General features: G+C 64.4%; 19 protein-coding genes and 1 pseudogene. 12 read left to right on the forward strand and 8 right to left on the reverse strand.

What is annotated here, in order from left to right:
- Nucleotides 1-37: 37 nt before the first annotated feature.
- From dapF to AT984_RS00495, 5 genes are all read left to right on the forward strand, one after another.
- Nucleotides 38-898 carry a diaminopimelate epimerase gene (gene dapF / locus AT984_RS00475; RefSeq protein ID WP_058721968.1) on the forward strand — a complete coding sequence of 287 codons (861 nt, stop codon included), beginning with the start codon at nt 38-40 and terminating at the stop codon, nt 896-898.
- Nucleotides 895-1,668 carry a DUF484 family protein gene (locus tag AT984_RS00480; RefSeq protein WP_058718436.1) on the forward strand — a complete coding sequence of 258 codons (774 nt, stop codon included), beginning with the start codon at nt 895-897 and terminating at the stop codon, nt 1,666-1,668. Before dapF ends, AT984_RS00480 begins: the two co-directional genes overlap by 4 nt.
- 67 nt (nt 1,669-1,735) lie before the next feature.
- Nucleotides 1,736-2,665: a tyrosine recombinase XerC gene (locus AT984_RS00485; RefSeq protein WP_058721969.1), complete on the forward strand. Its 930-nt coding sequence runs from the start codon at nt 1,736-1,738 to the stop codon at nt 2,663-2,665.
- A gap of 28 nt (nt 2,666-2,693) precedes the next feature.
- A complete protein-coding gene (locus AT984_RS00490) occupies nt 2,694-4,259 on the forward strand; it encodes a hypothetical protein (protein WP_058718437.1) in 1,566 nt (521 codons plus the stop codon).
- 69 nt (nt 4,260-4,328) lie between these two features.
- Nucleotides 4,329-5,513 carry a class I SAM-dependent rRNA methyltransferase gene (locus tag AT984_RS00495; RefSeq protein WP_058718438.1) on the forward strand — a complete coding sequence of 395 codons (1,185 nt, stop codon included), beginning with the start codon at nt 4,329-4,331 and terminating at the stop codon, nt 5,511-5,513.
- A 76-nt stretch (nt 5,514-5,589) separates the two neighbouring features.
- On the opposite strand, the gene AT984_RS00500 is transcribed toward AT984_RS00495, so the two are convergent.
- The gene (locus tag AT984_RS00500) at nt 5,590-6,069 is read right to left on the reverse strand and encodes an Lrp/AsnC family transcriptional regulator (RefSeq protein ID WP_058718439.1); all 480 of its coding nucleotides are present in this window, start codon (nt 6,067-6,069) and stop codon (nt 5,590-5,592) included.
- A gap of 141 nt (nt 6,070-6,210) precedes the next feature.
- Between AT984_RS00500 and glmS the strand changes: the two genes are divergently transcribed.
- From glmS to truD, 3 genes are all read left to right on the forward strand, one after another.
- Nucleotides 6,211-8,082 carry a glutamine--fructose-6-phosphate transaminase (isomerizing) gene (gene glmS, locus AT984_RS00505; RefSeq protein WP_058718440.1) on the forward strand — a complete coding sequence of 624 codons (1,872 nt, stop codon included), beginning with the start codon at nt 6,211-6,213 and terminating at the stop codon, nt 8,080-8,082.
- A gap of 157 nt (nt 8,083-8,239) precedes the next feature.
- Nucleotides 8,240-8,476 (forward strand): hypothetical protein, encoded by a 237-nt coding sequence (locus AT984_RS00510; RefSeq protein WP_058721970.1) that lies wholly within the window; start codon nt 8,240-8,242, stop codon nt 8,474-8,476.
- A gap of 459 nt (nt 8,477-8,935) precedes the next feature.
- Entirely contained in the window at nt 8,936-9,952 is a 1,017-nt protein-coding gene (gene truD, locus AT984_RS00515; RefSeq protein ID WP_058718441.1) for a tRNA pseudouridine(13) synthase TruD, read from the forward strand.
- A gap of 244 nt (nt 9,953-10,196) precedes the next feature.
- Here truD and AT984_RS00520 read toward each other — a convergent pair whose 3' ends face one another.
- The 3 genes from AT984_RS00520 to AT984_RS00530 all read right to left on the reverse strand — a co-directional run bounded on the left by AT984_RS00520 (nt 10,197) and on the right by AT984_RS00530 (nt 13,070).
- Nucleotides 10,197-10,622, reverse strand: a complete 426-nt coding sequence (locus tag AT984_RS00520; RefSeq protein WP_335338581.1) for a CHRD domain-containing protein — start codon at nt 10,620-10,622, stop codon at nt 10,197-10,199.
- A gap of 319 nt (nt 10,623-10,941) precedes the next feature.
- Complete coding sequence (locus AT984_RS00525; protein WP_082679672.1) at nt 10,942-12,393, reverse strand: heavy metal sensor histidine kinase; 1,452 nt, start codon at nt 12,391-12,393, stop codon at nt 10,942-10,944.
- The gene (locus AT984_RS00530) at nt 12,390-13,070 is read right to left on the reverse strand and encodes a heavy metal response regulator transcription factor (RefSeq protein ID WP_058721972.1); all 681 of its coding nucleotides are present in this window, start codon (nt 13,068-13,070) and stop codon (nt 12,390-12,392) included. Before AT984_RS00530 ends, AT984_RS00525 begins: the two co-directional genes overlap by 4 nt.
- 116 nt (nt 13,071-13,186) lie before the next feature.
- Between AT984_RS00530 and AT984_RS00535 the strand changes: the two genes are divergently transcribed.
- From AT984_RS00535 to AT984_RS00550, 4 genes are all read left to right on the forward strand, one after another.
- On the forward strand, nt 13,187-13,660 hold the full coding sequence (locus tag AT984_RS00535; RefSeq protein WP_058721973.1) for a heme-binding protein: 474 nt from the start codon (nt 13,187-13,189) through the stop codon (nt 13,658-13,660).
- A 27-nt stretch (nt 13,661-13,687) separates the two neighbouring features.
- Nucleotides 13,688-14,116: a hydroxyisourate hydrolase gene (gene uraH, locus AT984_RS00540; protein WP_058718443.1), complete on the forward strand. Its 429-nt coding sequence runs from the start codon at nt 13,688-13,690 to the stop codon at nt 14,114-14,116.
- Nucleotides 14,117-14,361: 245 nt separating this feature from the next.
- Nucleotides 14,362-15,492 (forward strand): AraC family transcriptional regulator, encoded by a 1,131-nt coding sequence (locus AT984_RS00545; RefSeq protein WP_156421836.1) that lies wholly within the window; start codon nt 14,362-14,364, stop codon nt 15,490-15,492.
- Between the two features lie 181 nt (nt 15,493-15,673).
- Nucleotides 15,674-17,242, forward strand: coding sequence for a methyl-accepting chemotaxis protein (locus AT984_RS00550; RefSeq protein WP_058718445.1), 1,569 nt, complete (start codon nt 15,674-15,676; stop codon nt 17,240-17,242).
- Between the two features lie 148 nt (nt 17,243-17,390).
- Here AT984_RS00550 and AT984_RS00555 read toward each other — a convergent pair whose 3' ends face one another.
- From AT984_RS00555 to AT984_RS00565, 4 genes and pseudogenes are all read right to left on the reverse strand, one after another.
- Nucleotides 17,391-18,023 carry an NF038129 family PEP-CTERM protein gene (locus tag AT984_RS00555; protein ID WP_058718446.1) on the reverse strand — a complete coding sequence of 211 codons (633 nt, stop codon included), beginning with the start codon at nt 18,021-18,023 and terminating at the stop codon, nt 17,391-17,393.
- A gap of 21 nt (nt 18,024-18,044) precedes the next feature.
- Nucleotides 18,045-20,378 carry a CehA/McbA family metallohydrolase gene (locus AT984_RS00560; protein WP_197418210.1) on the reverse strand — a complete coding sequence of 778 codons (2,334 nt, stop codon included), beginning with the start codon at nt 20,376-20,378 and terminating at the stop codon, nt 18,045-18,047.
- Nucleotides 20,379-20,539: 161 nt separating this feature from the next.
- A pseudogene (locus tag AT984_RS23895) lies at nt 20,540-20,665 on the reverse strand (PEP-CTERM sorting domain-containing protein); the annotation flags it as partial.
- 30 nt (nt 20,666-20,695) lie between these two features.
- The gene (locus AT984_RS00565; protein WP_156421837.1) at nt 20,696-21,496 is read right to left on the reverse strand and encodes a PEP-CTERM sorting domain-containing protein; all 801 of its coding nucleotides are present in this window, start codon (nt 21,494-21,496) and stop codon (nt 20,696-20,698) included.
- Nucleotides 21,497-21,990: the final 494 nt, after the last annotated feature.

The raw sequence follows: 21,990 nt of genomic DNA on the forward strand, positions 1-21,990 counted from the left end.
GCCAGGAGCGCAAGACACCCAAGGCCATAATCTGCCAATGAAGCTTTCATTCACCAAAATGCAGGGCGCCGGCAATGACTTCGTGGTCATTGACGCCACCCGCAACCCCCTGCAACTCAGCGCCGCGCAAATCCGCGTGCTGGGCGACCGCCGCTTTGGCGTGGGTTGTGATCAGATCCTGGTGATCGAGCGCAGCAGCAACCCCGGCGTGGATTTCCGCTACCGCATCTTCAACGGCAGCTCCGGCGCCGAGGTGGAGCATTGCGGCAATGGCTCGCGCTGCTTTGTGCGCTATGTGGTGGACAAGGGCCTGACCGACAAGACGACCGTGCGGGTTGAAACCGTCAACGCCGTGCTTGAGCTGCAGCTGCGTGAAGACGGCCGCGTCACCGTGGACATGGGCGCGCCGGTGTTCGACTTGAGTCGTGTGCCTTTTGACGCGCAAGGCCTGAGCCCGCGCGAATGCAATGGCTTCGCGCTGTGGCCGCTGGCTGAGGCCGATTGCGAAGTGGCCGTGCTGTCGATGGGCAACCCGCATGCGGTGCAGCTGGTGGACGATGTGGAGAGCGCCCCGGTGCTGACCCGTGGCCCGCTGGTGGAGGCGCACCCGCGCTTTGTACGCAAGGTCAATGCGGGCTTTATGCAAATCATCTCGCGCAGCGAGGTGAAGCTGCGGGTGTTCGAGCGCGATGCCGGCGAGACCCTGGCTTGTGGCACCGGCGCTTGCGCGGCGGTGGTGGCGGGCATCCGCTTAGGGCTTTTGGACGAGGCCGTGGAAGTGCATGCGCGCGGCGGAGATTTGAGAATTGAATGGGCCGGCCAGAGCGTCGGCCTGCACGCGCCGGTGCGCATGACCGGGCCGGCGCAAACCGTGTTTGAAGGAGAAATTTCGCTGTGAACAGCAATACCACGCCAGCTATTACTGAACAGGACATCGCCGATTTCCTGCTCGCCACCCCGAGCTTTTTTCAGCGTCACGCCGAACTGCTGGCCACCGTGCAACTGAGCCACCCGCTGGGTCAGCGCACGGTCTCGCTGCAAGAGCGCCAAGCCGAAATGCTGCGCGACAAGATCAAGGGCCTGGAGCAAAAGATCATCGAGATGATCCGCAACGGCCAAGAGAACCTGGCCTTGTCCGATCGCCTGCACCGCTGGACCCGCGGCCTGATGCTGACGGCCGATGCGGCCAGCCTGCCCGAGGTGCTGGTGCAGGAGTTGCGCCACCAGTTCATGATTCCGCAAGCCGGCCTGCGCCTGTGGGGCGTGGATGCCGCGTATGCCGATGCCAGCTATGCCCAGCCCGTCAGCAGCGATGTGAAGAGCTTTGCCAACAGCCTGTCGCAGCCTTATTGCGGCGTCAATTCCGGCTTCGAGGCGGCGCGCTGGTTGCAGCAGGCCGATGAGGCCGGGCAAGCCGCAGGCGCGGTCACTTCGCTGGCGCTGATCCCCTTGACGCTGGCCGAGAGCGGTGACGCAGCCAAGCCCGGCAAGCTTGGTAAGAGCTTTGGCCTGCTGGTGCTGGGCTCGCCCGACCCGACCCGCTACACCGCCGAGATGGGCACCGAGTTCCTGCAACGCGTGGGCGAGATTGCCAGCGCGGCGCTGGCCCGCTTGCTGGCGCCTGCTGCCGCTGTTGTGGCGGCGCCCGAGAGTGGCCGCCCGGACTGAAGCCGACTCGGCCGAGTCTGAGCATGTGGCCGAGCATAAAGCCGAGCTTGGCCCTGAGCTTGAGGCGCTGCCCAGCTTATTGCAGGACTATCTGCGCCACGCCCGGGTTGAGCGTGGCCTAGCACCGCGCAGCTTGGTGATTTACACGCAAGCCCTGCGCCGGTTGCACGCCTTCAGCCTGGAGGGCAAGGGCCTGGATTTGCTGCGCTTGCGGCCCAATCAAGCGCGTGGCTTGTTGATGCGCATGCACGGCGAGCAAGACCTGGGGCCGCGCAGCATGGCTTTGCAGCTGTCGGTGTGGCGGGGCTTGTACCGCTACCTCGGCGGCTTGCGTTTGGTGGACCTCAACCCCTTCGACGGTCTGCGTGCGCCCAAGGCCGCCAAGCCTTTGCCCAAGGCCTTGGCGGTGGATGACGCGGTGCAGTTGGCCGAGCATGCCGACCCTGACGCGGAGCCTGCGGGCGAGGCGCTGGATCGCTGCATCGTCGAGTTGCTTTACGGCTGCGGCCTGCGTGTGTCCGAGCTGGAGGGGCTGGATGTGGCTGCCAGTGGCACGGCACGCGGCTGGGTGGATGTGCAAGCGGCCGAAGTGCATGTGCTGGGCAAGGGCAGCAAGCGCCGCAGTGTGCCGGTGGGGCGAGCGGCCTTGCAGGCTTTGCAGGCCTGGCTGGCGCTGCGTGGACAATCGGCCCGGCCGGATGAGCCTGCCTTGCTGGTGGGGGCACGCGGCGGGCGCTTAGGTGCATCGCAGATTCGCGCACGGCTGAAGGCGCGCGCGCTGGCGGCGGGCAGCCCCAGCCATGTGCATCCGCATATGCTGCGGCATTCTTTTGCCTCGCATTTGCTGCAGTCCAGTGGTGATTTGCGCGCGGTGCAGGAGTTGCTGGGCCACGCCAATATCACCACCACCCAGGTCTATACCCAGCTGGACTACCAGCACCTGGCCAAGATTTACGACGCCGCGCATCCCCGCGCGAAGTTGACGAGAAAAAAGTAGACGAGTTGATATGCCTGTTCGAGTAGTCATGAAGTTGAGCGCTTTGAGCCTGGCCCTGCTGGTGCCGGCGTGCGCCTGGGCCGCCAAGGGGCCGGTGGCACCCGATGCCATCGAGCCCGGCAGCAGTGCGGCCAAGCCGGCCGACAGCACGCCGGCCCGCCTGGGCGCGAGCCGCCCCGCCGCCGTGGAGATGAACTGGACACCGATCTCTCTGCCCGATGGCGGCAAGACCGCCATGCTGGGCGGCAGCTACTTGATGGCGGTGGACGATAGCTGGGGCTTTGGCCCCAGCGCCTACGTCACGGCCAAGGGCAATTACGGCGGCATCTTCACCCTTGGGCTGACGGCCCAGCGGCGCTGGAATATCGGCAGCAGCACCCACTTCGCGGCCGGCCTCTATGTCGGCGCCGGTGGCGGCCTGAGTTCGGAAAAGCTGCGCTTTGGCGGCGGCCTGATGCTGCGCCCCGAGTTGTCCATCCGCACCGAGATGGGCGACTGGTATGCGGGCGTAGGCGTGGCGATGATCCGCTTCCCCAGCGGCACGGTCAGCGATACCAGCTACACCGTGGTGCTGGGCAAGGCCAATAACTTCGCCAGCTTCCTGCCCAGTGATTCGGGCCGCCGCGGCCGCGCCGGCGCACGCACCGGCTTAGGCTTTGATGAGGTGATGCTTTACGGCGGCGTGGATAAACCGAGCAGCCGCACGCAAAACCGCAGCGGTGTACCCAGCACCGGGCGCATGGGCAAGGCCGGTGCCGACCTGCGCCAGTACATTGCCGACGGCAGCTGGTGGGGTGTGGAAGCGGCCGGCGCGGCCCAAGGCGGCGCCGACGGCTATATGGAAATTCTCGCCAATGCCGGCCAGGACTGGGCCATCGGCTCGCCCAAGTTGCGCCTGGGTGGGCAACTGGGCCTGGGCTTGGGCGGCGGCGGCAATGTGGACACCGGCAACGGCTGGCTCTTGCGCGCCGGCCCTAGCCTGCGCTGGGTCACGCCCTGGGGGCCGAGCCTGCGCCTGGAGGCGGGTTGGACGCAGGCGGTGACGGGGCATTTCTCGGGCAGCTTTGTGCGCTTAGGGCTGGGCATGCCGCTGGACATCACACCCTCCAGTTCCGCCGCATGGGGCAGCGGCGATGTGGATCAAGGCGTGGTGCGCACCAGCCAGATTTTTGCCAGCGTCGTGCACTTGCCTGATGTGCTGTTCAAAGACGGCACGCGCGAGGCGATCAGCCAGTACAACATGATTCTGACCCGCGAGCTGTCTCCCCATGTCTACGGCGTGGCCCAGGCGGGCAGCGCGGCGGTGGGCCGGGCCGGGGCCTATTCCATCGGCCTGTTTGGTATGGGCGTGCAAAGCGAGCCTTGGGGCGCTTGGCGCCTGGGCGCCGAAGCCCTGGTGGGCGCAGCCGGCGGCGGCGGCGTGGCCGTGGGCGGCGGCGCGGTGGGGCAGGGCGAGTTGTGGGCGCAGTGGGAAGGTGAGCGCCTGCGGCTGCGCGCCGGCCTGGGCCAATGGCGCAGCTTGCGGCATGCCGAGCAGTCCTCGCCCTTGTTCAGTGTTTCGGTGGGCTATGCCTACGGCACTTTGGCCCGTTGATTATTTGAAAGGCGCTGACGCTCAAGAGCAGCGCCACGGCGTTCAAGCCGAGTCCTAGAAAGTATTGCCATGAAAAAAGTTGTCATACGCGCCGGTAAAGAGCGTTCACTGCAGCGCCGCCACCCCTGGGTGTTTGAAGGCTCGGTCGCGCGCGGCGGTGCCGATGCGGGCGAGACGGTGCGGGTGGAGTCGGCCGAAGGCCTGTTCCTGTGCTGGGGCGCTTTCAGCCCCAAGTCCAATATCCGCGTGCGGGCCTGGAGCTTTGACGAGGCTCAGCGCATCGACGCAGCCTTCTTCCAGCAACGCATTGCCAAGGCCCTGGCCATGCGCACGCGCTTGCCGATTGCGTCTGACGCCGTGCGCCTGATTCATGGCGAGGCCGATGGCCTACCGGGCTTGATCGTGGACCGCTACGGCGACACCTTGGTGGCGCAGTTCCTGTCCGCCGGGGTGGAGCGCTGGAAGGCCGTCATCATCGACGCCTTGATGGCCGCCACGGGCTTGAACCGCTTGTACGAGCGCTCCGACGCGCAGGTGCGGGAACTGGAGGGCCTGCCCCAGCAAACCGGCTGGCTGCGCGGCGAGGGCGAGACCGAAATCATCATCCAAGAGCACCAGTGGTGCCTGAGCCTGGATGTGGCCGAGGGCCACAAAACCGGCTACTACCTCGACCAGCGCGATAACCGCAAGAAGTTTGCCGACAGCGTGCGCCAGTACGGCTGCAAGTCGGTGCTGAACTGCTTCAGCTACACCGGCGGCTTCTCGGTGGCGGCCCTGGCGGGCGGCGCCACCGAGGTGATCAGCGTGGACTCCTCCGCGCCGGCCCTGGCGCGAGCCGATGCGCATGTGCGCCTGAACGGCTTTGAGCCCGGCCACCACCGCAGCCTGGATGCCGACGTCAACGCCACCTTGCGCAACTTCCTCAAGGAAGGCCGGACCTTTGACGCCATCGTGCTCGACCCACCCAAGTTCGCGCCCACCGTGGCGCATGCCGAGCGGGCCGCGCGCGCCTACAAAGACATCAACCGTCTGGGTCTGCGCCTGCTGGCGCCCGGTGGCTTGTTGTTCACCTTCTCATGCTCGGGTGGCATCAGCCCCGATCTGTTCCACAAGATCGTTGCGGGCGCGGGCCTGGATGCACAGGCCGACGGCTACATCCTCGACCGCGTTGGCGCTACGCCCGATCACCCGCAAACCATCAACTTCCCTGAGGGCGAGTACCTCAAGGGCTTGCTGGTGCTGAAGGCGGCCTGAACCTGAGTTGGCCCGGTGGCTGCTGGGCTGCAGGGCCGTTTTGGCCGGCGCTGGCCGGCTGGCCCGATCAGCCCAATCAGCCCTGAGGCAGCGCCACGCTGGGCTCGAACTTGGCGCGGAACACGCTGAAAAACGCCTTCACATTGCGCACATTGGCGTCTTGCGTGAACAGGCGCTGCACCAGGGCGTGATAGGCCGGCATATCGGCCACTTGCAAGATCAGCACAAAGTCCGGCCCCGGCGAGACGCGGTAGCACTGCTGCACCGCCGCGTCTTGCTGCACCTTGGCTTCAAAGGCGGCCAGATGCTCTGCGCCTTGGCGGTCCAGGGTGATTTCGACGATGGCGCTCAGGCTTGGCCCCAGCTTTTCGGGCGCCAGCAAGGCGATGCGCCGGGTGATGATGCCGGCATCCACCAAGCGCTTGACGCGCCGCAAACAGGTGGCGGGCGACACATGGGCGGCGGCCGCCAAGTCCTGGTTGGATTGCGCCGCATCGCGCTGCAGCAGATCGAGGATGCGCAAGTCCGCGGCGTCGAGATTCAATAATTCATTCATATTTTTGTCATTCGTGAAATTATTGTTCTTGAAAATTGACTGCTGAATGATTGTTTCAAAAATGCCGATATTTTGAAAGCAAAGATTTCGCCTGACTGCCTACGATGCAAGCCATTCAAGTCAACGCGAGAGCAGCAAATCATGTGTGGAATCGTCGGATCGGTCAGCCAGCGCAATATCGTCCCCATCTTGATCGAAGGCCTCAAGCGCCTGGAATACCGCGGCTATGACTCCTGCGGCGTGGCCGTGCACCAAGACGGCAGCCTGAAGCGCGCCCGCAGCACCTCCCGCGTGGCCGAGCTGATGGGCTTGGCGGCTGAGGACGGCATCGTCTCCGGCACCGGCATCGCCCACACCCGCTGGGCCACCCATGGCGCGCCGGCCGTGCACAACGCCCACCCGCATTTCTCGCAAGGCCCGGGCGCCAGCGCCGACAGCGTCGGCCGCATCGCTCTGGTCCACAACGGCATCATCGAGAACCACGATGAGCTGCGCGCCGAACTCAAGCTCAAGGGCTACCAGTTCAGCAGCCAGACCGACACCGAGGTGATCGCCCATCTGGTGGACCACCTCTACAACGGCGACCTGCTCGAAGCCGTTCAACAAGCCCTGCCGCGCCTGAAGGGCGCTTATGCCGTGGCCGTGTTCTGCCGCGATGAACCGCACCGCGTGATCGCCGCCCGCGAGGGCTCGCCTCTGGTGCTGGGCCTTGGCATGGACGCCGCGCACGCCGAGAACTTTGTCGCCTCCGACGCCATGGCCCTGGCCGGCGTGACCGATCAGATCGTCTACCTGGAAGAGGGCGATGTGGTGGACCTGCAGCTGGGCCGTTACTGGATCAGTACGCTGAACGCTGAGACTGGCCGTTATGAGCCCGCCGAGCGCCCCGTGCGCACGGTGCATGCCCACAGCGGCGCGGCCGAGCTGGGCCCCTATCGCCATTACATGCAGAAGGAAATCTTCGAGCAGCCCGAGGCCATCGCCAACACCCTGGAAGGCGTGGTGGGCATCAGCCCTGAGCTGTTTGGCGACGGCGCGTACAGCATCTTCAAAGAAATCGACTCGGTGTTGATCTTGGCCTGCGGCACGAGCTTTTACTCTGGCTCCACCGCCAAGTACTGGCTGGAATCGATTGCCAAGATCCCCACCAGCGTGGAGATCGCCAGCGAGTACCGCTACCGCGACAGCGTGCCCAACCCGCGCACCCTGGTTGTCACCATCAGCCAAAGCGGCGAAACGGCCGACACCCTGGCCGCCCTCAAACATGCCCGCAGCCTGGGCATGAAGCACACGCTGACGGTTTGCAATGTGGCCACCAGCGCCATGGTGCGCGAGTGCGAACTGGCCTACATCACCCGCGCCGGCGCCGAGATCGGCGTGGCCTCCACCAAAGCCTTCACCACCCAACTGGTGGGCCTGTTCATGCTGACGTTGGCGCTGGCCCAAACTCGCGGCTTCTTGACTGAAGAACAAGAAGCCGAGCACCTGAAGGCGCTGCGACATCTGCCCGTGGCCGTGCAAGCCGTGCTGGCGCTGGAGCCGCAAGTCATCGCCTGGAGCGAAGAATTCGCCCGCAAGGAAAACGCCTTGTTCCTGGGCCGTGGCCTGCACTACCCCATCGCCCTGGAAGGCGCGCTCAAGCTCAAGGAAATCAGCTATATCCATGCCGAGGCCTACCCCGCCGGTGAGCTCAAGCACGGCCCGCTGGCCCTGGTAACGGCCGAGATGCCTGTGGTGACGGTTGCCCCGAACGACACCTTGCTGGAAAAGCTGAAAAGCAATATGCAGGAAGTCCGCGCCCGCGGCGGCCAGTTGTACGTGTTCGCCGACGGCGACACGCAGATTGAAAGCGAAGCCGGTTTGCATGTGATCCGCATGCCCGAACACTACGGCGCCCTGAGCCCCATCCTGCACACCGTCCCGCTTCAGCTGCTGGCGTATCACACCGCTTGCGCACGCGGCACCGATGTCGACAAGCCCAGAAACCTCGCAAAAAGTGTCACTGTGGAATAAGCGTTAGGGTCGTTTTCGCAGTTGTTTCCGGCAATTAAAGTCGTAAGCACGGCTTGAATCCCCACGCGGCCTGGCGACCCATAATCCGATTGCGGGAACAAGCTCCGCCATGTGGTGGGGCTTAGCGTCAAGTAACAGTCTGGAAGTAGCAAAGTTTATGGATTCGATCCCGATAGTCTTTTTTGCGTTCAAAGCTCTGGTGTTGGGCATTGGCATGTTCGTTGCCATCAAATGGCATTACGACCAGGAGAGGAGATATAAGAATACGGAGCTGCGCGCGGTGCTTCTCACGAGCGCCAAAGTGACCCTATTCTTCTTGCTGTCGGCCTTGGGCTTGGTGATCGCCACCTTCGCCCTGGCTGAGAAGTTCGGTTTGGACTTGACCTTGCCGTGATGGAAGAAAGCAGCCGGCCGATGTCCGGTGATGTGGCGGCAATTCCCCGGTCAGCAGGGCAAACGTAGCGAATAGGCGGTGCCGCGGAATTGCGGCAGCATGATCACCCGGCACTGCATCGCATCGGCCTGAAGGGACCGCCTTCAATGGCCGCTATCCGGCCATGAATCCGGGCTGTTGGAAGCCGCTTCGGGCACGAAGCAGTCCCGCACGTGCTGAGTACGAAAGGACGCGGTCGCTGGAAAGGCGCCGGTCGCCATGGGGCGCGAGCTTCGGCCAATCGGTCCGCTCGGGCGATACGTTTTCGGCCACCGTGGCTACGAGCCCTGTGTCTACGACTCTAGTTGTCGAGAACAGCTGTGACCCTATCGATAGGGGCTGTCATGGGAAAATGAGCGGTGTCAGTCTGATTTGGGGCTGCGACCTCGACTATCTACCTTTGCTGCCATCAGACCGCTCATGACCGACGCCCAGTACTTGACCTTGCCGCAGTGGCCCAACGCTTATCCGGCCAGTGGCGCCAGCGCCACCTTGAAACTCCTCAACGAGGATTTCGTCGTGACCGAGTTGCCGCTGCAGCTGCCCTCCGGTGCGGGTGAGCACATCTGGCTGGACGTCGAGAAGAACGGCGCCAACACTGCCTTCGTTGCTCAGCAGCTGGCCGATGCCGTTGGCGTGCAGGAATGGGACGTGGGCTATGCCGGCCTCAAGGACCGCTACGCCATCACCCGTCAGTGGTTCAGCATCTATTTGCCCAAGGGCGAGACGCCGGACCTGACCCAGCTTCAGCATCCGGAATTCAAGGTGCTGAGCCAGAGCCGCCACGTGAAAAAGCTGCGCCCCGGTGATTTGCAGGGCAACCGCTTCCGCATCGTGCTGCGTGAGGTGACGGGGGATCGCGACGCGATCGAGGCCAATCTGAAAGCCGTGGCGTCACAGGGCGTGCCCAACTACTTCGGCGCTCAGCGTTTCGGCCATGACGGCGGCAACGTCGAACAGGGCCGGGCCATGCTGGCGCGCGAAATCCGCGTGCGCAACCCGAAGAAGAAGGGCATCTACCTGTCGGCGGTGCGCTCCTTCGTCTTCAATGAAGTGCTGGCGCTGCGCATTCAGCAGGGGCTCTGGGGTCAGACCTTGCCTGGCGACGTGATGGACGAGGCGGGCCGGCCCACCGGACCGCTCTGGGGACGAGGCCGCGTGATCACCACCGATCAAGCGCAGGCTCTGGAAAACGGCGTGGCTGAACGCAATGCCACCTTGTGCGACGGCATGGAGCACGCCGGTCTGGATCAGCAGCGTCGCGCCCTGGTGGCGAGCCCGGTGGACATGTCATGGGAATGGCCGCAAGCCGATCAGCTGGTGCTCACGTTTTCTTTGCTCGCCGGGAATTACGCCACCTCCGTTCTGAGCGAAATCCTCCGCACCACGGAGCCTGAGCGGCACACCGATAACAACGAGCCCGCCGCTGTCGAATGACGGGGTACTGACATCGGGTTGACGGGGGCAGGATCTGCTTCGGGCGCGCCGGGTATCCATCTTTCCAGCCGCTTTCCCGTCGGTGTTTTCACACTCCCGATTGGGCGGGCGGCCATCCCCGCCGTGCAGACTAAAAGCGGCCGACACAAGAAAAAAGGCGCCTCGGCGCCTTTTCCATTTTTCGAACAGCGGTGTGCCGCAATCGGCGCTGGAGCTGTCGCTCGCTCCGACAGGTCGATGGCCCTCAGGGCTTCAGCTGCACGCGGAGTTCGCCGCCCTTGTTGGCTTCGCTGTGGACGTTCACATAGAGCTCGCCGGCTTGGTAGGCCTTCATGCCTTCGGCGTCGAGCTTGGCGCCTGCGGGCACCATCCATTCGCCCTCAGCGCCCGCCGTCAAGGGGATGAGGACCGGGCCGTTCTTGCCAGCGGCGCCGCGGTGGATGTGCGCCATCGTGCCCTTGACGCCCATGGTCTTGACGCTGCCGCTGACCGTGCCATCGGCCGCGATGGTGATGTTGCCCGTGCCGCTCGCGCTCGTCGTCACCGGCGGGACTTCATTGGCGCCGCTCAGTACCAAATCGGCCGCAAACGCAGTTCCGGCCGCGAGGGTGATGACGAGCGCGGCGATCGAGGAGGCGAGGCGAGGGAGGTGAGAAGTCTTGGTCATCATGAGTCTCCGGTGTCGAGTGGTAGAGGGCGAACCGAGCGGGGGCCGGCCGCCTGCATCATGCGCGAGTAACAGCCCCCCTGCAACCCGGAGGGTGATCGCCTGGTGGGGCGACCGAGCGGCGACCTGCCAATGCGCGGGCCTCTCACATGCGCCGTCTAGATGTTCGCCGGGCGCCAAGCGCCGACATGCCTGGCCATCGCGGCAAAAGACAGCGGTTGGACTCGGTCGCGAGCTGACCGTCCCGGCCAAAAGCGACCGTTCCAATCTCTGCGGCTAGACATCCCTGCAATGGTGCACCTGGCGGCTGGCCTAGGCGGAGCTATTGCGGAATATCGCGGCGACTTGGTGCGAGTGAAGATGCGGGAAATCGCAGCGCAAAGATGATGCCTTGCTCCGCTGACTGACGAACCTCCGCGCTGCCTCCGTGAACCTCCATGATCGCGCGAACGATGGCTAAACCCAGCCCACTGCCGCCAGCATCGCGGTGGCGGGATTGGTCGGTACGGTAGAAGCGATCAAACAAGCGGGGCAGTACCTCAGGCGGCAGAGGTTCGCCGTCATTGACGACCTCCAGCACCGCGCAGCTCAGGCCGCTGTCCTGTTCCGTTCGCGCTGTCAGCGCCACGACACTGCCTGGTCTTGCATGCCGCAGCGCATTGGAAATCAGGTTGGCCAGTGCGCGCCGTAGCAAAATAGGCTCGGCCCAGAGCGGCGCGTCCCCCTCACAGCGCAAGCTCAGGCCGCGCTCTTCGGCAAGATCGGCGAAATAGTCGGCTTGGCGGGCCAGCTCTTCGGCGGCCGACAGGGTCTGGCATTGCAATGCGCCAGCCAGCGCCTGATGCTCGCTGCGCGCCAGGAACAACAGGCTGTCGACCATGCGGTTCAAGCGTTCCAGCTCATGCAACTGCGACTCCAGCAAGTGGGCATAGTCGGCTTCTGTTCGCGGACGGCTCAGCATCACCTGGCTCTGCCCGGTCAATGTGGCCAGCGGGGTGCGCAGTTCATGCGCCAAGTCGGCGGCGAACTGGTTCAGCCGCCCATAGCCTTGTTCCAGCCGGGTCAGCATCGCGTTGAGTTCCTGCACGAAGGGCCGAAGCTCGATGGGAACGTCCTGCGCATTCAGGCGCAGCGCCAGGCTGTGCGGGCCGATCGCAACCGTCTGCGCGTGGAGCCTGCGCAGGGGAGACAGGCCGTGCCAGATCAAGGCCAAGACCAACACGGCGGCAAGACCGCCAGCAGCCAGGCTGGCGGCCGCAATGCGCAAGCGGTAGTCGGCCAGCAGCGCGCGGCGCTCGGGGTAGAGCCGTGCCAGCCGAATCTCCACCTCGCTTGCCCCCAAATGCGCCAAGGCATTCAAGGCCGCAGCGGGGACGCCTTCTGGCGTTGTCCAGTGCGTGAGGTGCTGCAAGCCGGCTTCTTGGTTGAGGGGCAGGGCGGGCTGCCGAGGCAGGCTCAGGCCAGTCGGGTTAATGGCCAGAAGCAGGCGGCTCCCTCCAGATGGCGCGGCATAAATCTCGATCAAGGCATTGCTCTCGCCGCTCATCGTGTCTCGGAGGTAGTCCGCCTGCGAGACCAAAAGTTCGGGCGTGCCGCTGTGGCCGAGCAGCTGTCGCAGTTGCCGCAGCTTGCCCAGCAGTTGAACATCGTCGCGGCGCAAGAGCTGTTGCTCGAAGGAGCTGTACAAATAGCCCCCTAGCAAGGCGCTGGCGAGGGCCGCTACGAGTGCGCCAGACAGTCCAAGCCGCCAGCCCAGAGATTGCGGCAGCCTCATTCCCGCAGCTCGCAGATATAGCCCATGCCGCGCACGGCGTGGATCAAACGGCCGGGTACCGGGTCGTTGATGCGTAGGCGTAGGCGGCGCATCGCCACATCGACGACATTGGTGTCGCTGTCGAAGTTCATGTCCCACACCTGCGAGGCGATCTCGCTGCGCGACAGCACCTCGCCCTGGCGCCGCAGCAGCAAGTGCAGCAGATTGAACTCTCGGGCGCTCAGCGTCAGGCGTTGCCCGGCACGGGTGACGGTGCGCGCCGGCACATTCAGGCGCAAGTCGTCCAGGTCCAGTACATCGTCTTCGCGCTGAGGCCCGCGGCGCAAGAGCGTGCGTATGCGGGCCAGCAGCTCTGCAAAAGCGAAGGGCTTGACGAGGTAGTCGTCGGCGCCCAATTCGAGGCCGTGGACACGGTCAGCCAGCGCGTCGCGGGCACTGAGAAACAGCACCGGCACCTGGCGCCCCGCAGCGGTTTGCCGCAAGCGGCGCAGCACCGTCCAGCCATCCAGCCCGGGCAGCATTACGTCTAGAACGATCAGGTCGTAAGCCTGCTCCACGGCCAGGTGCAGGCCGGTGTGGCCATCTGCGGCCACATCCACCACGAAGCCGGCCTCGCCCAGGCCTTGCTTTAGGTATTCGCCGGCCCGGGCCTCGTCTTCCACCACCAGAATGCGCATCTTGGCTTCCTTGTCATCCAAGTCATAAGAATGCCTGAGGACCGTGCACACATCGATGGCAAAGATGTCATCGAATGGTCAGCGTTGTGGCTGCGCGAGCTTTCTACAGTCTCGGCATGCCTTCAAACTATGCCTCTTTTCTGCTGCTTGCCGGTTTGCTGGCGGGCAGCGCCCACGCCGACAGTGCGCTCAGTCTTCGCGCCGCCGAGAGCCTGGCCGAGTCGGCGCGTTCTGCGTGCAAGGGCTTGGGTCGCGAGGTCGCGGTGGCTGTCGTCGATGCCAGCGGCCAGACGCTGATGCTGTCGCGTAGCCCCGCCGTCGGCCCTCACAACCTGGAAGCGGCGCGGCGCAAAGCCTTCACGGCATTGTCGACACGCCAGTCCACCTTGGCCCTGGGCCGACAGGCCCGCAGCCAGCCCGACACCGCCGCGCTGCAGTACCTGCCCGAGCTGCTGCTCCTGGGCGGCGGTGTGTCGCTGAAGCGCGGCGACGCCGTGGTCGGCGCCCTCGGCGTCGCCGGAGGCGGCGGGCCGGAGAACGACGACGCCTGCGCCGGCACTGCGGCCGCCATCTTTGCCGCTCAACCCTGACTATTCATTCAACCCTGGAGTCTCGATATGCGTCCTCAACTCATCGCCTCAGTTCTCTTCGTCGCCGCCATGACTGGAATGGCCCCGCCCGCGCTGGCGGCCGACCCGAACCCACTGAGCGTCCATGTGCTCGACCTGCAGACGGGGCAGCCAAGCCCGGGCATCCAAGTGGATCTTGAGCGCCGTGCAGCCAGCGGCAACTGGCAGCCGCTGGGCAGTGGCACCACGGACGAGCAGGGCCGCATTCGCGCACTGGTGCCGGCCGCAGCACTCAATGAATGGGCCGCAGGTGACTACCGCGTGGTCTTTCGAACTGGCGAGTTTTATGCGCGGCAAAAGCAGCCCAGCTTCTTCCCGGAGATCCCGGTGGTGTTCCGGGTTGAAAGCGCGAAGCAGCACTATCACGTGCCGCTGCTCCTGAGCCCCTTTGGCTTCTCCACCTATCGCGGCAACTGACGTCCGTCGAATTCAGAGCGATCAAGCATGGGCTCTAGCCGCCCAGATCGGGCGATTTGTGTGGCGGCAAGTGCATCAAGGCGGGCTGGGCGGAGTCAGCGCCGGCGCGCCAATGTTCGCCGCAGCACAGACGCCAGGTCGCGCCCGCCGCATTGTTCGGGGGGCGCCTTCGGGCGACTCGCGCGCCAAGCGCTTAATGCACACCCACTTGATCTGGCGACTGGCATGCCGGAGGGAAGGTTGACGTGGACCAAGCTTCAACAGCCTTTGCCCACCCTGAAAGACCCGGCGGCGTGCTGGCCTTAAACAGTCGCATCGCACCGGTGTACCTGATGCCGCTGGTTGAATCGGCCGAAGTGGCAGGCATCGCAGGCAACTCGCTTTTGCGCGGTTTGGGATTGGTGGCATCCGATCTCGACGTGCCGGGGTTCACGGTCTTGCTCGACGAAGCGCACACCGTGGTGCGTCGGGCCCTGCGCTTGCTGAATGCGCCCGACCTCGGCCTGACGCTGGGGGCTCACACGCGTATCACCCAGCGCGGCGCAATGGCGCTGGGGCTGATGGGCGCCGCGACGCTGGGCGATGCCATCGCGCTGACATTGCAATTCCCCGGCAGTGCGGGATACCTCATGGCGGTGCACGAGGAGCGCCGCGAGAACTTGCAATTGGTGATTGCTGAACCCGTGTTCGGCAGCGAAGACATCGCGCCCTTTTTGGTGGACATCATGTTTGCAGGCTCGGTGCGGCTTCGCCGGCAAGTCAGCGACGCGAACTACGCGCCGTCCTTTGTTGAACTGGTGCGCCCAAGGCCAGCCAATGCGGCGGCTTACCAAGCCCATTTCTCCTGCCCCGTGCACTTCGGGTGCCGCCGCAATGTCTTGGCGACGGAGCTTGCATGGCTAGCCCACCCCTTGCCGATGGCGAACGCCATGGCCTATCGCCTATCGCTGCAGCTGCTGGCGCGCGAGCCAGGGCAGGGGGCAGATGAGGCCGGCAGTCCGTCGGCATTGGGCCTGGCGGTCGAGCGGGCTATTCGGCGCGCGCTGCCCTTGGCCGTGGCGCCGGCCGACATGGCCCGCTCGCTCAACGTGGCCGAGCGCACCTTGCGGCGCAAGTTGGCACAAGAAGGCCTGAGTTATCGCGGCCTGCTTGACGCCGCGCGCCAAGCGCTCGCGATGGAGCTCCTGGCCAGTGCAAGACGGCCGATCCTCGAGATCGCGCAGCAGACCGGCTTCTCCGATGTGCGCGCGTTTTCTCGCGCCTTCAAGCGCTGGACCGGCAAGCCGCCCTCGGCCCTGCTGGCCGCGGTACCTCCGCTTCAGTTCATTGCCGATGTCGATGTCGATGTCGATGTCGATGTCGAAGATGGCAACTGAGCGGGCGTCAGCGCCGAGCGCCGAGCGCCGTGAACGCAAGTCGGCCGCGCCGGTCCGCAGATTGGCCGGCCCGGTCCTGCGCTGCGGTGCCGGGCGCGCCGAAGAAGAGGTCTGTGCGCTTTCGCCTGCCGGCGGCGACATCACGTCCATCCACGCGCCCCTCTCCTAGGAAGCAGTACCCATGCAACTTTCGAATTTGACAATAAGCCGTCGGCTGCCGCTCGGGTTTGGCCTCGTCCTGGCCATTCTTGCCGCAGTCGCTGGCACCGCGATGTTGAAAGTTGCGGCCATCGAGGCGGCCCTTCAGTCCAACAACTTGGAGCACACGCAAATTCAGCGTTATGCCATCAACTTCCGCGGCTCGGCGCATGACCGCGCCATTGCCACCCGCGACTACGTGCTGGCTGCCGAGCCTGAGCTCCGGCAGCGCGAAGCGTCCACCATCGATGCCTTGGCAAAGTTCTACGCCGAATCGGCCCTGCCGCTGGAGAACTTGATCGGCCAGTCTGAGGACGGTGCCGAGCTCAAGCGCCTGTATGGCGCCATCAAGACCATCGATAGCGAGGCTGTTGCCACCACCAAGGCGGTCATCGCCGCCGTGGACCAGGGCGACAACGCCAGCGCGCAGACGCTGTTGTGGACCAAGGCGAAGCCGCAGTACGTGCAATGGCTCGCCTCGATCAACAAGCTGATCGATTTCGAGGAGACGCGAGTCCAAGCCTCGAACAAGACGGCGATTGAAGAGGCGGTCGGGTTCCGTGCCGTCATGCTGTTCGCGCTGGCGGTGGCGCTTGCCTGCGGCATCGGTCTGGCCTGGGTCATCTCTCGCAACATCGTTTCCCAATTGGGTGCCGAGCCCGCTGCACTGGGCGAAGCGGCGCAACGTGTTGCCGCAGGTGATCTGAGCAGCGTGCTTGGCGCGACCCATGCCCCGGCCGGCAGCGTGCTGGCGTCGCTGGGGGCGATGCAAGAAGCCCTGGCCCAGGTCGTTGGCCAAGTGCGCCAGGTATCTGGCTCGATTGCAACGGGCTCGGCTGAGATCGCCAATGGCAACTTGGAGCTGTCCAAACGCACTGAGTCGCAGGCCGGCAATTTGCAGCAGACCGCGGCCACGATGAAGCAACTCGGCGCCACCGTTCGCAACAACGCTGAAAGTGCCAATCAGGCCAATCAGCTGGCGCGTAACGCGTCGACCGTGGCGGCGCAAGGCGGCGAAGTGGTCGGCAAGGTGGTGACCACGATGCAGGACATCAACGACAGCAGCCGCAGGATCGGCGACATCATCAGCGTGATCGACGGCATTGCCTTTCAGACCAACATCCTGGCGCTGAACGCCGCGGTGGAAGCCGCCCGCGCCGGCGAGCAAGGTCGGGGCTTTGCGGTGGTGGCTTCCGAAGTGCGCAGCCTGGCGCAGCGCAGCGCCGAAGCCGCCAAGGAGATCAAAACGCTCATCGGCCGCAGCGTCGAACAGGTTGAGCAGGGCACGGTGCTGGTTGACCAAGCCGGCAAGACCATGGGTGAGATCGTCGGTTCAATCCAGCGCGTGAGCGCCATCGTGGCCGAGATCACCTCGGCCAGTGCCGAGCAGAGCAATGGCGTGCAGCAAGTGGGCGGAGCCGTCAGCCAGATGGACCGGGTCACGCAGCAAAACGCCGCGCTGGTGGAGGAAAGTGCCGCCGCCGCGGAAAGCCTCAAGGGTCAGGCGCAGCAGCTGGTGCAAGCCGTTGCGGTGTTCAAGTTATCGCGGTGAAGGGATGCCGGCGCGAACTCGCCAGCAGCGAGCGCGGTCAAGGTAGACGTCGCTAGCTTGAAGTGAACGCAAAAAAGGGGCCGATGGCCCCTTTCGCTTTTTCCCTGCTGGCCGCCTTGCGTGCTGTCGCGCCGCAAGCCGAAGAGGTTCAGCCGATGCGGCGGCGACGCGCCACGGCGCCCAGGGCCACCAAGCCACCCAACATCAGCAGATAGCTGGAGGGTTCGGGCACCGCGGCGGTGACCGAGCTGATGCTGCTGTCCAACTGAGTCAGGCGAATGCTGGCGGGCAGCGCGCCGTTCTTGGGCATCAGGTCGATCTGAAACAGATCGCTGCCGGAGTTGCCCAGGTATTGGCTGAGGTTTTTGCCGCCCAGCAGGCCGACTGCGAAGCTGCTGCCCACATTGCCACTGGTGCTACGGAAGTCGCCCGAGAAGCTGATGTCGAAGCTGAAGCTGCCGCCCAGGGTCACCGACTGAAACAGGTCGTTGTAGCCGCTGCTATTGCTCAGCACAACGCTGCCTGGCAAGGCGCCAGACACGTCGCCATCGATCGAGATGACATTACCCAGCAGACCGCTGAAGTTGCTCAGCGCGACGCTGGCGCCGACGGCGGGCAGAGGACCGGGGTTGAATTGAAAATCCAGTGCGGCGCTGCCACTCATGCCGCTGGTGTTGATCACCGCGTGGTAGTCGGCCGCTTGCGCTTGCAGGGCGGTGGCGATCAGGGCCAGGGCGCTCAGGCTGCGCAGCAAGGTGGCGGGGGTATTGGTGGTGAACATGGTTGGGGTCCTTGTGCGGGCTTAGAACGAGCCGGAGAAGATCTGAGTGCTGTAGCTGATGCTCAACTTGGCGGGATTGATGAAGCTGACGGGCACGGTCACGCTGGCGCCTGCGGCCAGGCCGTTAGCGCCCAAGCTGATGTAGGGCGAGCCGGCGCGGACGCCCGTGGCGCCGTCCAGCGTCACGCCGCTGGTCAAGCCATTGACTTGCAGCTGCAGCGGGCCTTGGATGGCTTGCTGGGCTGTCAGGGTGATCGTGCCGGTGAAGCGCTGGGTGGCGCGGTTGTAGACCAGGCCTGAGCGGCTCACGCTGACTGAGGCGCTGACATCGCTCACATTGGCCACGGTGAAGCTGACATTGCCCGAGCTGCCGGCGTTGTTGGCGGCGTCATAGGCCACGGCGTTGACGCTGTGGCTGCCGTTGGCCAGCAGGCTGGAGTCCAGCTTGATCGCGTAGGGCGCGGCATTGCTGCTGCCCTTGAGCTGGCCGTCGACATTGAAGTCCACCCGGGTCACGCCGACGTTGTCGCTGGCGCTGGCGTTCAAAGTGATTTGGCCGCTGCTGCCGCTGACGCTGGCCGTCACGGTGGGCGCTTCGGTGTCGGCCACTTGCGTGACCCAGATGGGGGCCGACCACAGGATCTTGCCGTCGGTCTGTGTGATCTTGGCGTAGTAGAAATGCTCGCCCAAGGTGGGCGTGAATTTGTTGACGGCCTGGCTCGAGAGCTGGGTGATGGTGCCATTGCGCTTGGGCACGCCTTCGAAGATCTGCACCGTGGCAGCGGCCTTGCCGGCGCCTGGCGCGTAATTGGCGACCAGATTCAAAGGGCCGGCATTGCGGAAGCTCTCGCCCATCAGACGGCCATTGGCGGTCAGGATCAGCTGCGAGGTCTTGTCCATGGTGGCGAACACCCGGCGTGCCTTGATGGCCTCAACAAAGGCGTCTTTCGACAAAGGCGTGCCGTTGGGGATCAAGATGCCGTTGCGGTTGGTGCCAGAGGCGCCCCAGTTGGCGCAGTGGTTGTCTTGGTTGGTGGTGAAGGCAATCTTGAAGCCGGCTTCCAGCGCCTTCTTGCAAGCGCCTTCGTAGCCGCTATTGCCGTTGTCGGACTCGTTGGTGGTGTTGGAGAAGGCCGGGGTGTTCATCACCTCGCACAACGCCATCGCCTTTTCACCGTCTTCGGTATAGCCCAGGGCCACGCCGTTGACCAGGTACTGGCCGCTGCTGGACGGATGGTTGAATTGGCCCACCCAGCCGCGCTGAGCCATCAGGCTGTAGAGCTTGGCGGCATTGTTCTTCTCGGTGAAGGTATCGGCCAACAACTCGTTCTTGGCGTTGTACTCCCAGCCCAGCAACTCCTTGGAGTTGAAGATGTTCAGGTGGCCGCCGCCGCTGATGGTGCCCCATTCCATGCCGTAGACGCCGAGGAATTTGGGGTGAGCGGCATTGAAGTTGGCCGCCGCAGTCAGGCCGGATTGGTAGAGATTCTTGGCGTAGGCCGGCGTTTGCGCGGTGTTGGTGCCGGTGTCGCCATCGAACATATGGTTGTGTTCGGAGGTCACCAAAATGTCCAGGCCGCGGTCCATGGCGTACTGGTAGGCCTGGGTCGGACCCTGGCCCATATTCGATTGCGGCTGGTTTTCGCCGTTGCAACTGCCCAGCGTGCCGCCGCCGTCGCTGTGGCCGGTTTGGCTGTGCAGGTTGCCGAGGTAGACGGTGTAGGCCAGGCCTGCCGCGCCGACCGCTGTCGCGTTCAAAGCTGGTGCGCTGCGCAGCATTCGCGCGTTAGCAGCCGGGGCTGCGACTGCGCTGCGTGCGGTGGCCAGGGGTTTGAAGGCAGGCATCTCTGGTGCTGCGATTTGGCCGACTTGCATGTCCCAGCTTTGTTCCACCAGCTCGGCATCGGGCGCCGCCAACTGGGCTTCCACAAAGTCGGCCATCACGCCGACCGAAGGCAGCTCGGCTGCGGCCACGGCCGAACTGGCCGTCAGGCGAACCTGGTAGATGCCATCGACTGCGGCCATGCCGAACTGGCGGCCGGCCCAATCAACGCTGACCGCCAGCTCCCCTTTGACCAAGGTCTCCACCCCGTACCAACGCTGCACCAAAGCCCCGGCGGGATCCAGCAAGTCCAGGCGCCAAGAGACCGTCTGGGTCTGTTCGACCTGGGGGTACTCGAACTTCAAGGTGAAGCGGCGCGCTTCGGCGGTAGCACCCGCCTCGGCCCGGAAGGGCACATGCAGCGTGGCTTCGAATTCTTGGTGATCGGGGCTGATGCTGCCGGCCAGGACCAGGCCGCTTGAGGATGCGCTCAGCAGCAGGGCGATGGCGCGTTGGAGAGTGTGCGTTTGCATAAAGATTCAGCAGAGGGGGAGATGCGCGATCGGGCGGCTGCCGGGACGTCCAGGCCGAAGGGCAATGAAGAAATAAGCGGGAGCGGGATTTGGACAAGGCGAGCGCGCCCAGGGCACGCCCGCCTTGATGGTGCGCAGAGCCCAAGCTCTGCGGTCCTGGCTTAGGCCTTGCGGCGCTTGGCCATGAAGCCCACGGCAAACAGGCCCGCCAGCAACATGGCGTAAGAGCTCGGCTCAGGCACTGCGGCAGCGACAACCGTCAGATTGACGTTGTCGATGGCCAGACCATGGTCATTGCCTGCGTCGTTCTTTTCAACTCAGCGCACCCACAGGGTGTCATTCGCAGCCCAGGTCGTGGCCACGGTGCCGCCGAGACCAGTGACCTTACCGGCGACGTTGCCGTCAACAGTGGCGCCGCTCGACTTGTTGGTGATGATCGGGGAGCTCCAGTCAAAGTTGCCTCCTGGCGCGTTCCAGGTGCTGACGGCGGCGAATGTCGCGCCGAAGCCATACTCCAGGGCCATTTTGTGGGCCACTGGCACCGCTGGCGCCGTTGCGCCGCCGTCTCGCCATTGCTCCCCGTTGAAGCCGATTTTGAAGCCCGTGAAGGCCGCATTGCTGGTGTTTTTAAACGCCACAGCAATCCAGCCGATAGCGAAGCTGCCGCTTCCGATGCTACCCAGGGCGCGCTCGCCGTCGGTGCCATAGCTGTGGATGCCGCCGGCGGTGGAGGAGCCTGCGTCGGCGATGTAGCTCGACACCACAGTGCTTGCGTTTGTTTTAAACAAGCTCCAGCCGGCAATCGTGCTGTCATTGGCCCAGGCATTGCTGGCACCGCTTGCGGCCAAGCTGTCAAACGTTTGGCTGTAATTGAAATTGGCGTTGTTGACGGCAATAGCGGCTTGTGCAGGCGCTGCGGCCAGCAAGGCGGCCGAGGCGATCAGGGAAAAAGTTGCCAGCGGTTTGAATGACATGTCGAGCTCTCCAGAGAGTTGAAAAACAGTTGATGAGGGCCTGAAGCAGGCGCTGTGACCATTGAAATCACAGAATCCGCAAACGTTTGCGGGTTGCTGAAAAAAATAGCGGCACCGCACCGTTTCAGAATCAGCAGCGCGCAACTGACACCTAATTGAGGGTGATCACGACCCAAGCCGGCGGCGGGATCTATCCGCTTGAAACTTGAGTTACTTCTGCTGCTATTTCTGCGACTGAGCATAGCGAAGCCTCGATGACGGGCGTGTGTCAAACCTGTCGGTGCTTTCCCGCGAACCCCCTCGATTCAAGGGGGTGCGATAGCGGGCCTCCGATCTTTTTTCAGCGGCAGCAAGACCTGACCCCAGCCTTCGTGTTGCGAAGGCTGGGGTCAGGTCTTGCTCTGTGCTGCTGTTGGCCTGTTTCACATGACTTTGGCCTGCTTCCCTGCGCAGATTCGCTTTCCATGCGCTGCGCATGGCGGATACGGCCTTTGTGCGGTGAGGCCTGCTGTGCTACTCGGCCTTCGCGAGGCTGTTGCTCATGATGTTGGTTGCGTCTCAACGGTTGCAGCTTCCACTTCTACTAGCCCTGGCGCCGTGAGCACAGGGTAAAGGTGCTCCGCCGTTCCGCCCAGCGA

This window comes from Paucibacter sp. KCTC 42545, from assembly GCF_001477625.1.
Lineage (GTDB): Bacteria > Pseudomonadota > Gammaproteobacteria > Burkholderiales > Burkholderiaceae_C > Paucibacter_A.

What these genes read in the sequence shown, in the direction of transcription:
- AT984_RS00560 (WP_197418210.1), bottom strand. Translation starts at nt 20,378, where the DNA reads ATGCAAACGCACACTCTCCAACGCGCCATCGCCCTGCTGCTGAGCGCA.
- dapF (WP_058721968.1), top strand. Translation starts at nt 38, where the DNA reads ATGAAGCTTTCATTCACCAAAATGCAGGGCGCCGGCAATGACTTCGTG.
- uraH (WP_058718443.1), top strand. Translation starts at nt 13,688, where the DNA reads ATGCGTCCTCAACTCATCGCCTCAGTTCTCTTCGTCGCCGCCATGACT.
- AT984_RS00490 (WP_058718437.1), top strand. Translation starts at nt 2,694, where the DNA reads ATGAAGTTGAGCGCTTTGAGCCTGGCCCTGCTGGTGCCGGCGTGCGCC.
- AT984_RS00495 (WP_058718438.1), top strand. Translation starts at nt 4,329, where the DNA reads ATGAAAAAAGTTGTCATACGCGCCGGTAAAGAGCGTTCACTGCAGCGC.
- AT984_RS00510 (WP_058721970.1), top strand. Translation starts at nt 8,240, where the DNA reads ATGGATTCGATCCCGATAGTCTTTTTTGCGTTCAAAGCTCTGGTGTTG.
- AT984_RS00500 (WP_058718439.1), bottom strand. Translation starts at nt 6,069, where the DNA reads ATGAATGAATTATTGAATCTCGACGCCGCGGACTTGCGCATCCTCGAT.
- AT984_RS00525 (WP_082679672.1), bottom strand. Translation starts at nt 12,393, where the DNA reads ATGAGGCTGCCGCAATCTCTGGGCTGGCGGCTTGGACTGTCTGGCGCA.
- AT984_RS00535 (WP_058721973.1), top strand. Translation starts at nt 13,187, where the DNA reads ATGCCTTCAAACTATGCCTCTTTTCTGCTGCTTGCCGGTTTGCTGGCG.
- AT984_RS00520 (WP_335338581.1), bottom strand. Translation starts at nt 10,622, where the DNA reads ATGATGACCAAGACTTCTCACCTCCCTCGCCTCGCCTCCTCGATCGCC.
- AT984_RS00550 (WP_058718445.1), top strand. Translation starts at nt 15,674, where the DNA reads ATGCAACTTTCGAATTTGACAATAAGCCGTCGGCTGCCGCTCGGGTTT.
- glmS (WP_058718440.1), top strand. Translation starts at nt 6,211, where the DNA reads ATGTGTGGAATCGTCGGATCGGTCAGCCAGCGCAATATCGTCCCCATC.
- truD (WP_058718441.1), top strand. Translation starts at nt 8,936, where the DNA reads ATGACCGACGCCCAGTACTTGACCTTGCCGCAGTGGCCCAACGCTTAT.
- AT984_RS00530 (WP_058721972.1), bottom strand. Translation starts at nt 13,070, where the DNA reads ATGCGCATTCTGGTGGTGGAAGACGAGGCCCGGGCCGGCGAATACCTA.
- AT984_RS00555 (WP_058718446.1), bottom strand. Translation starts at nt 18,023, where the DNA reads ATGTTCACCACCAATACCCCCGCCACCTTGCTGCGCAGCCTGAGCGCC.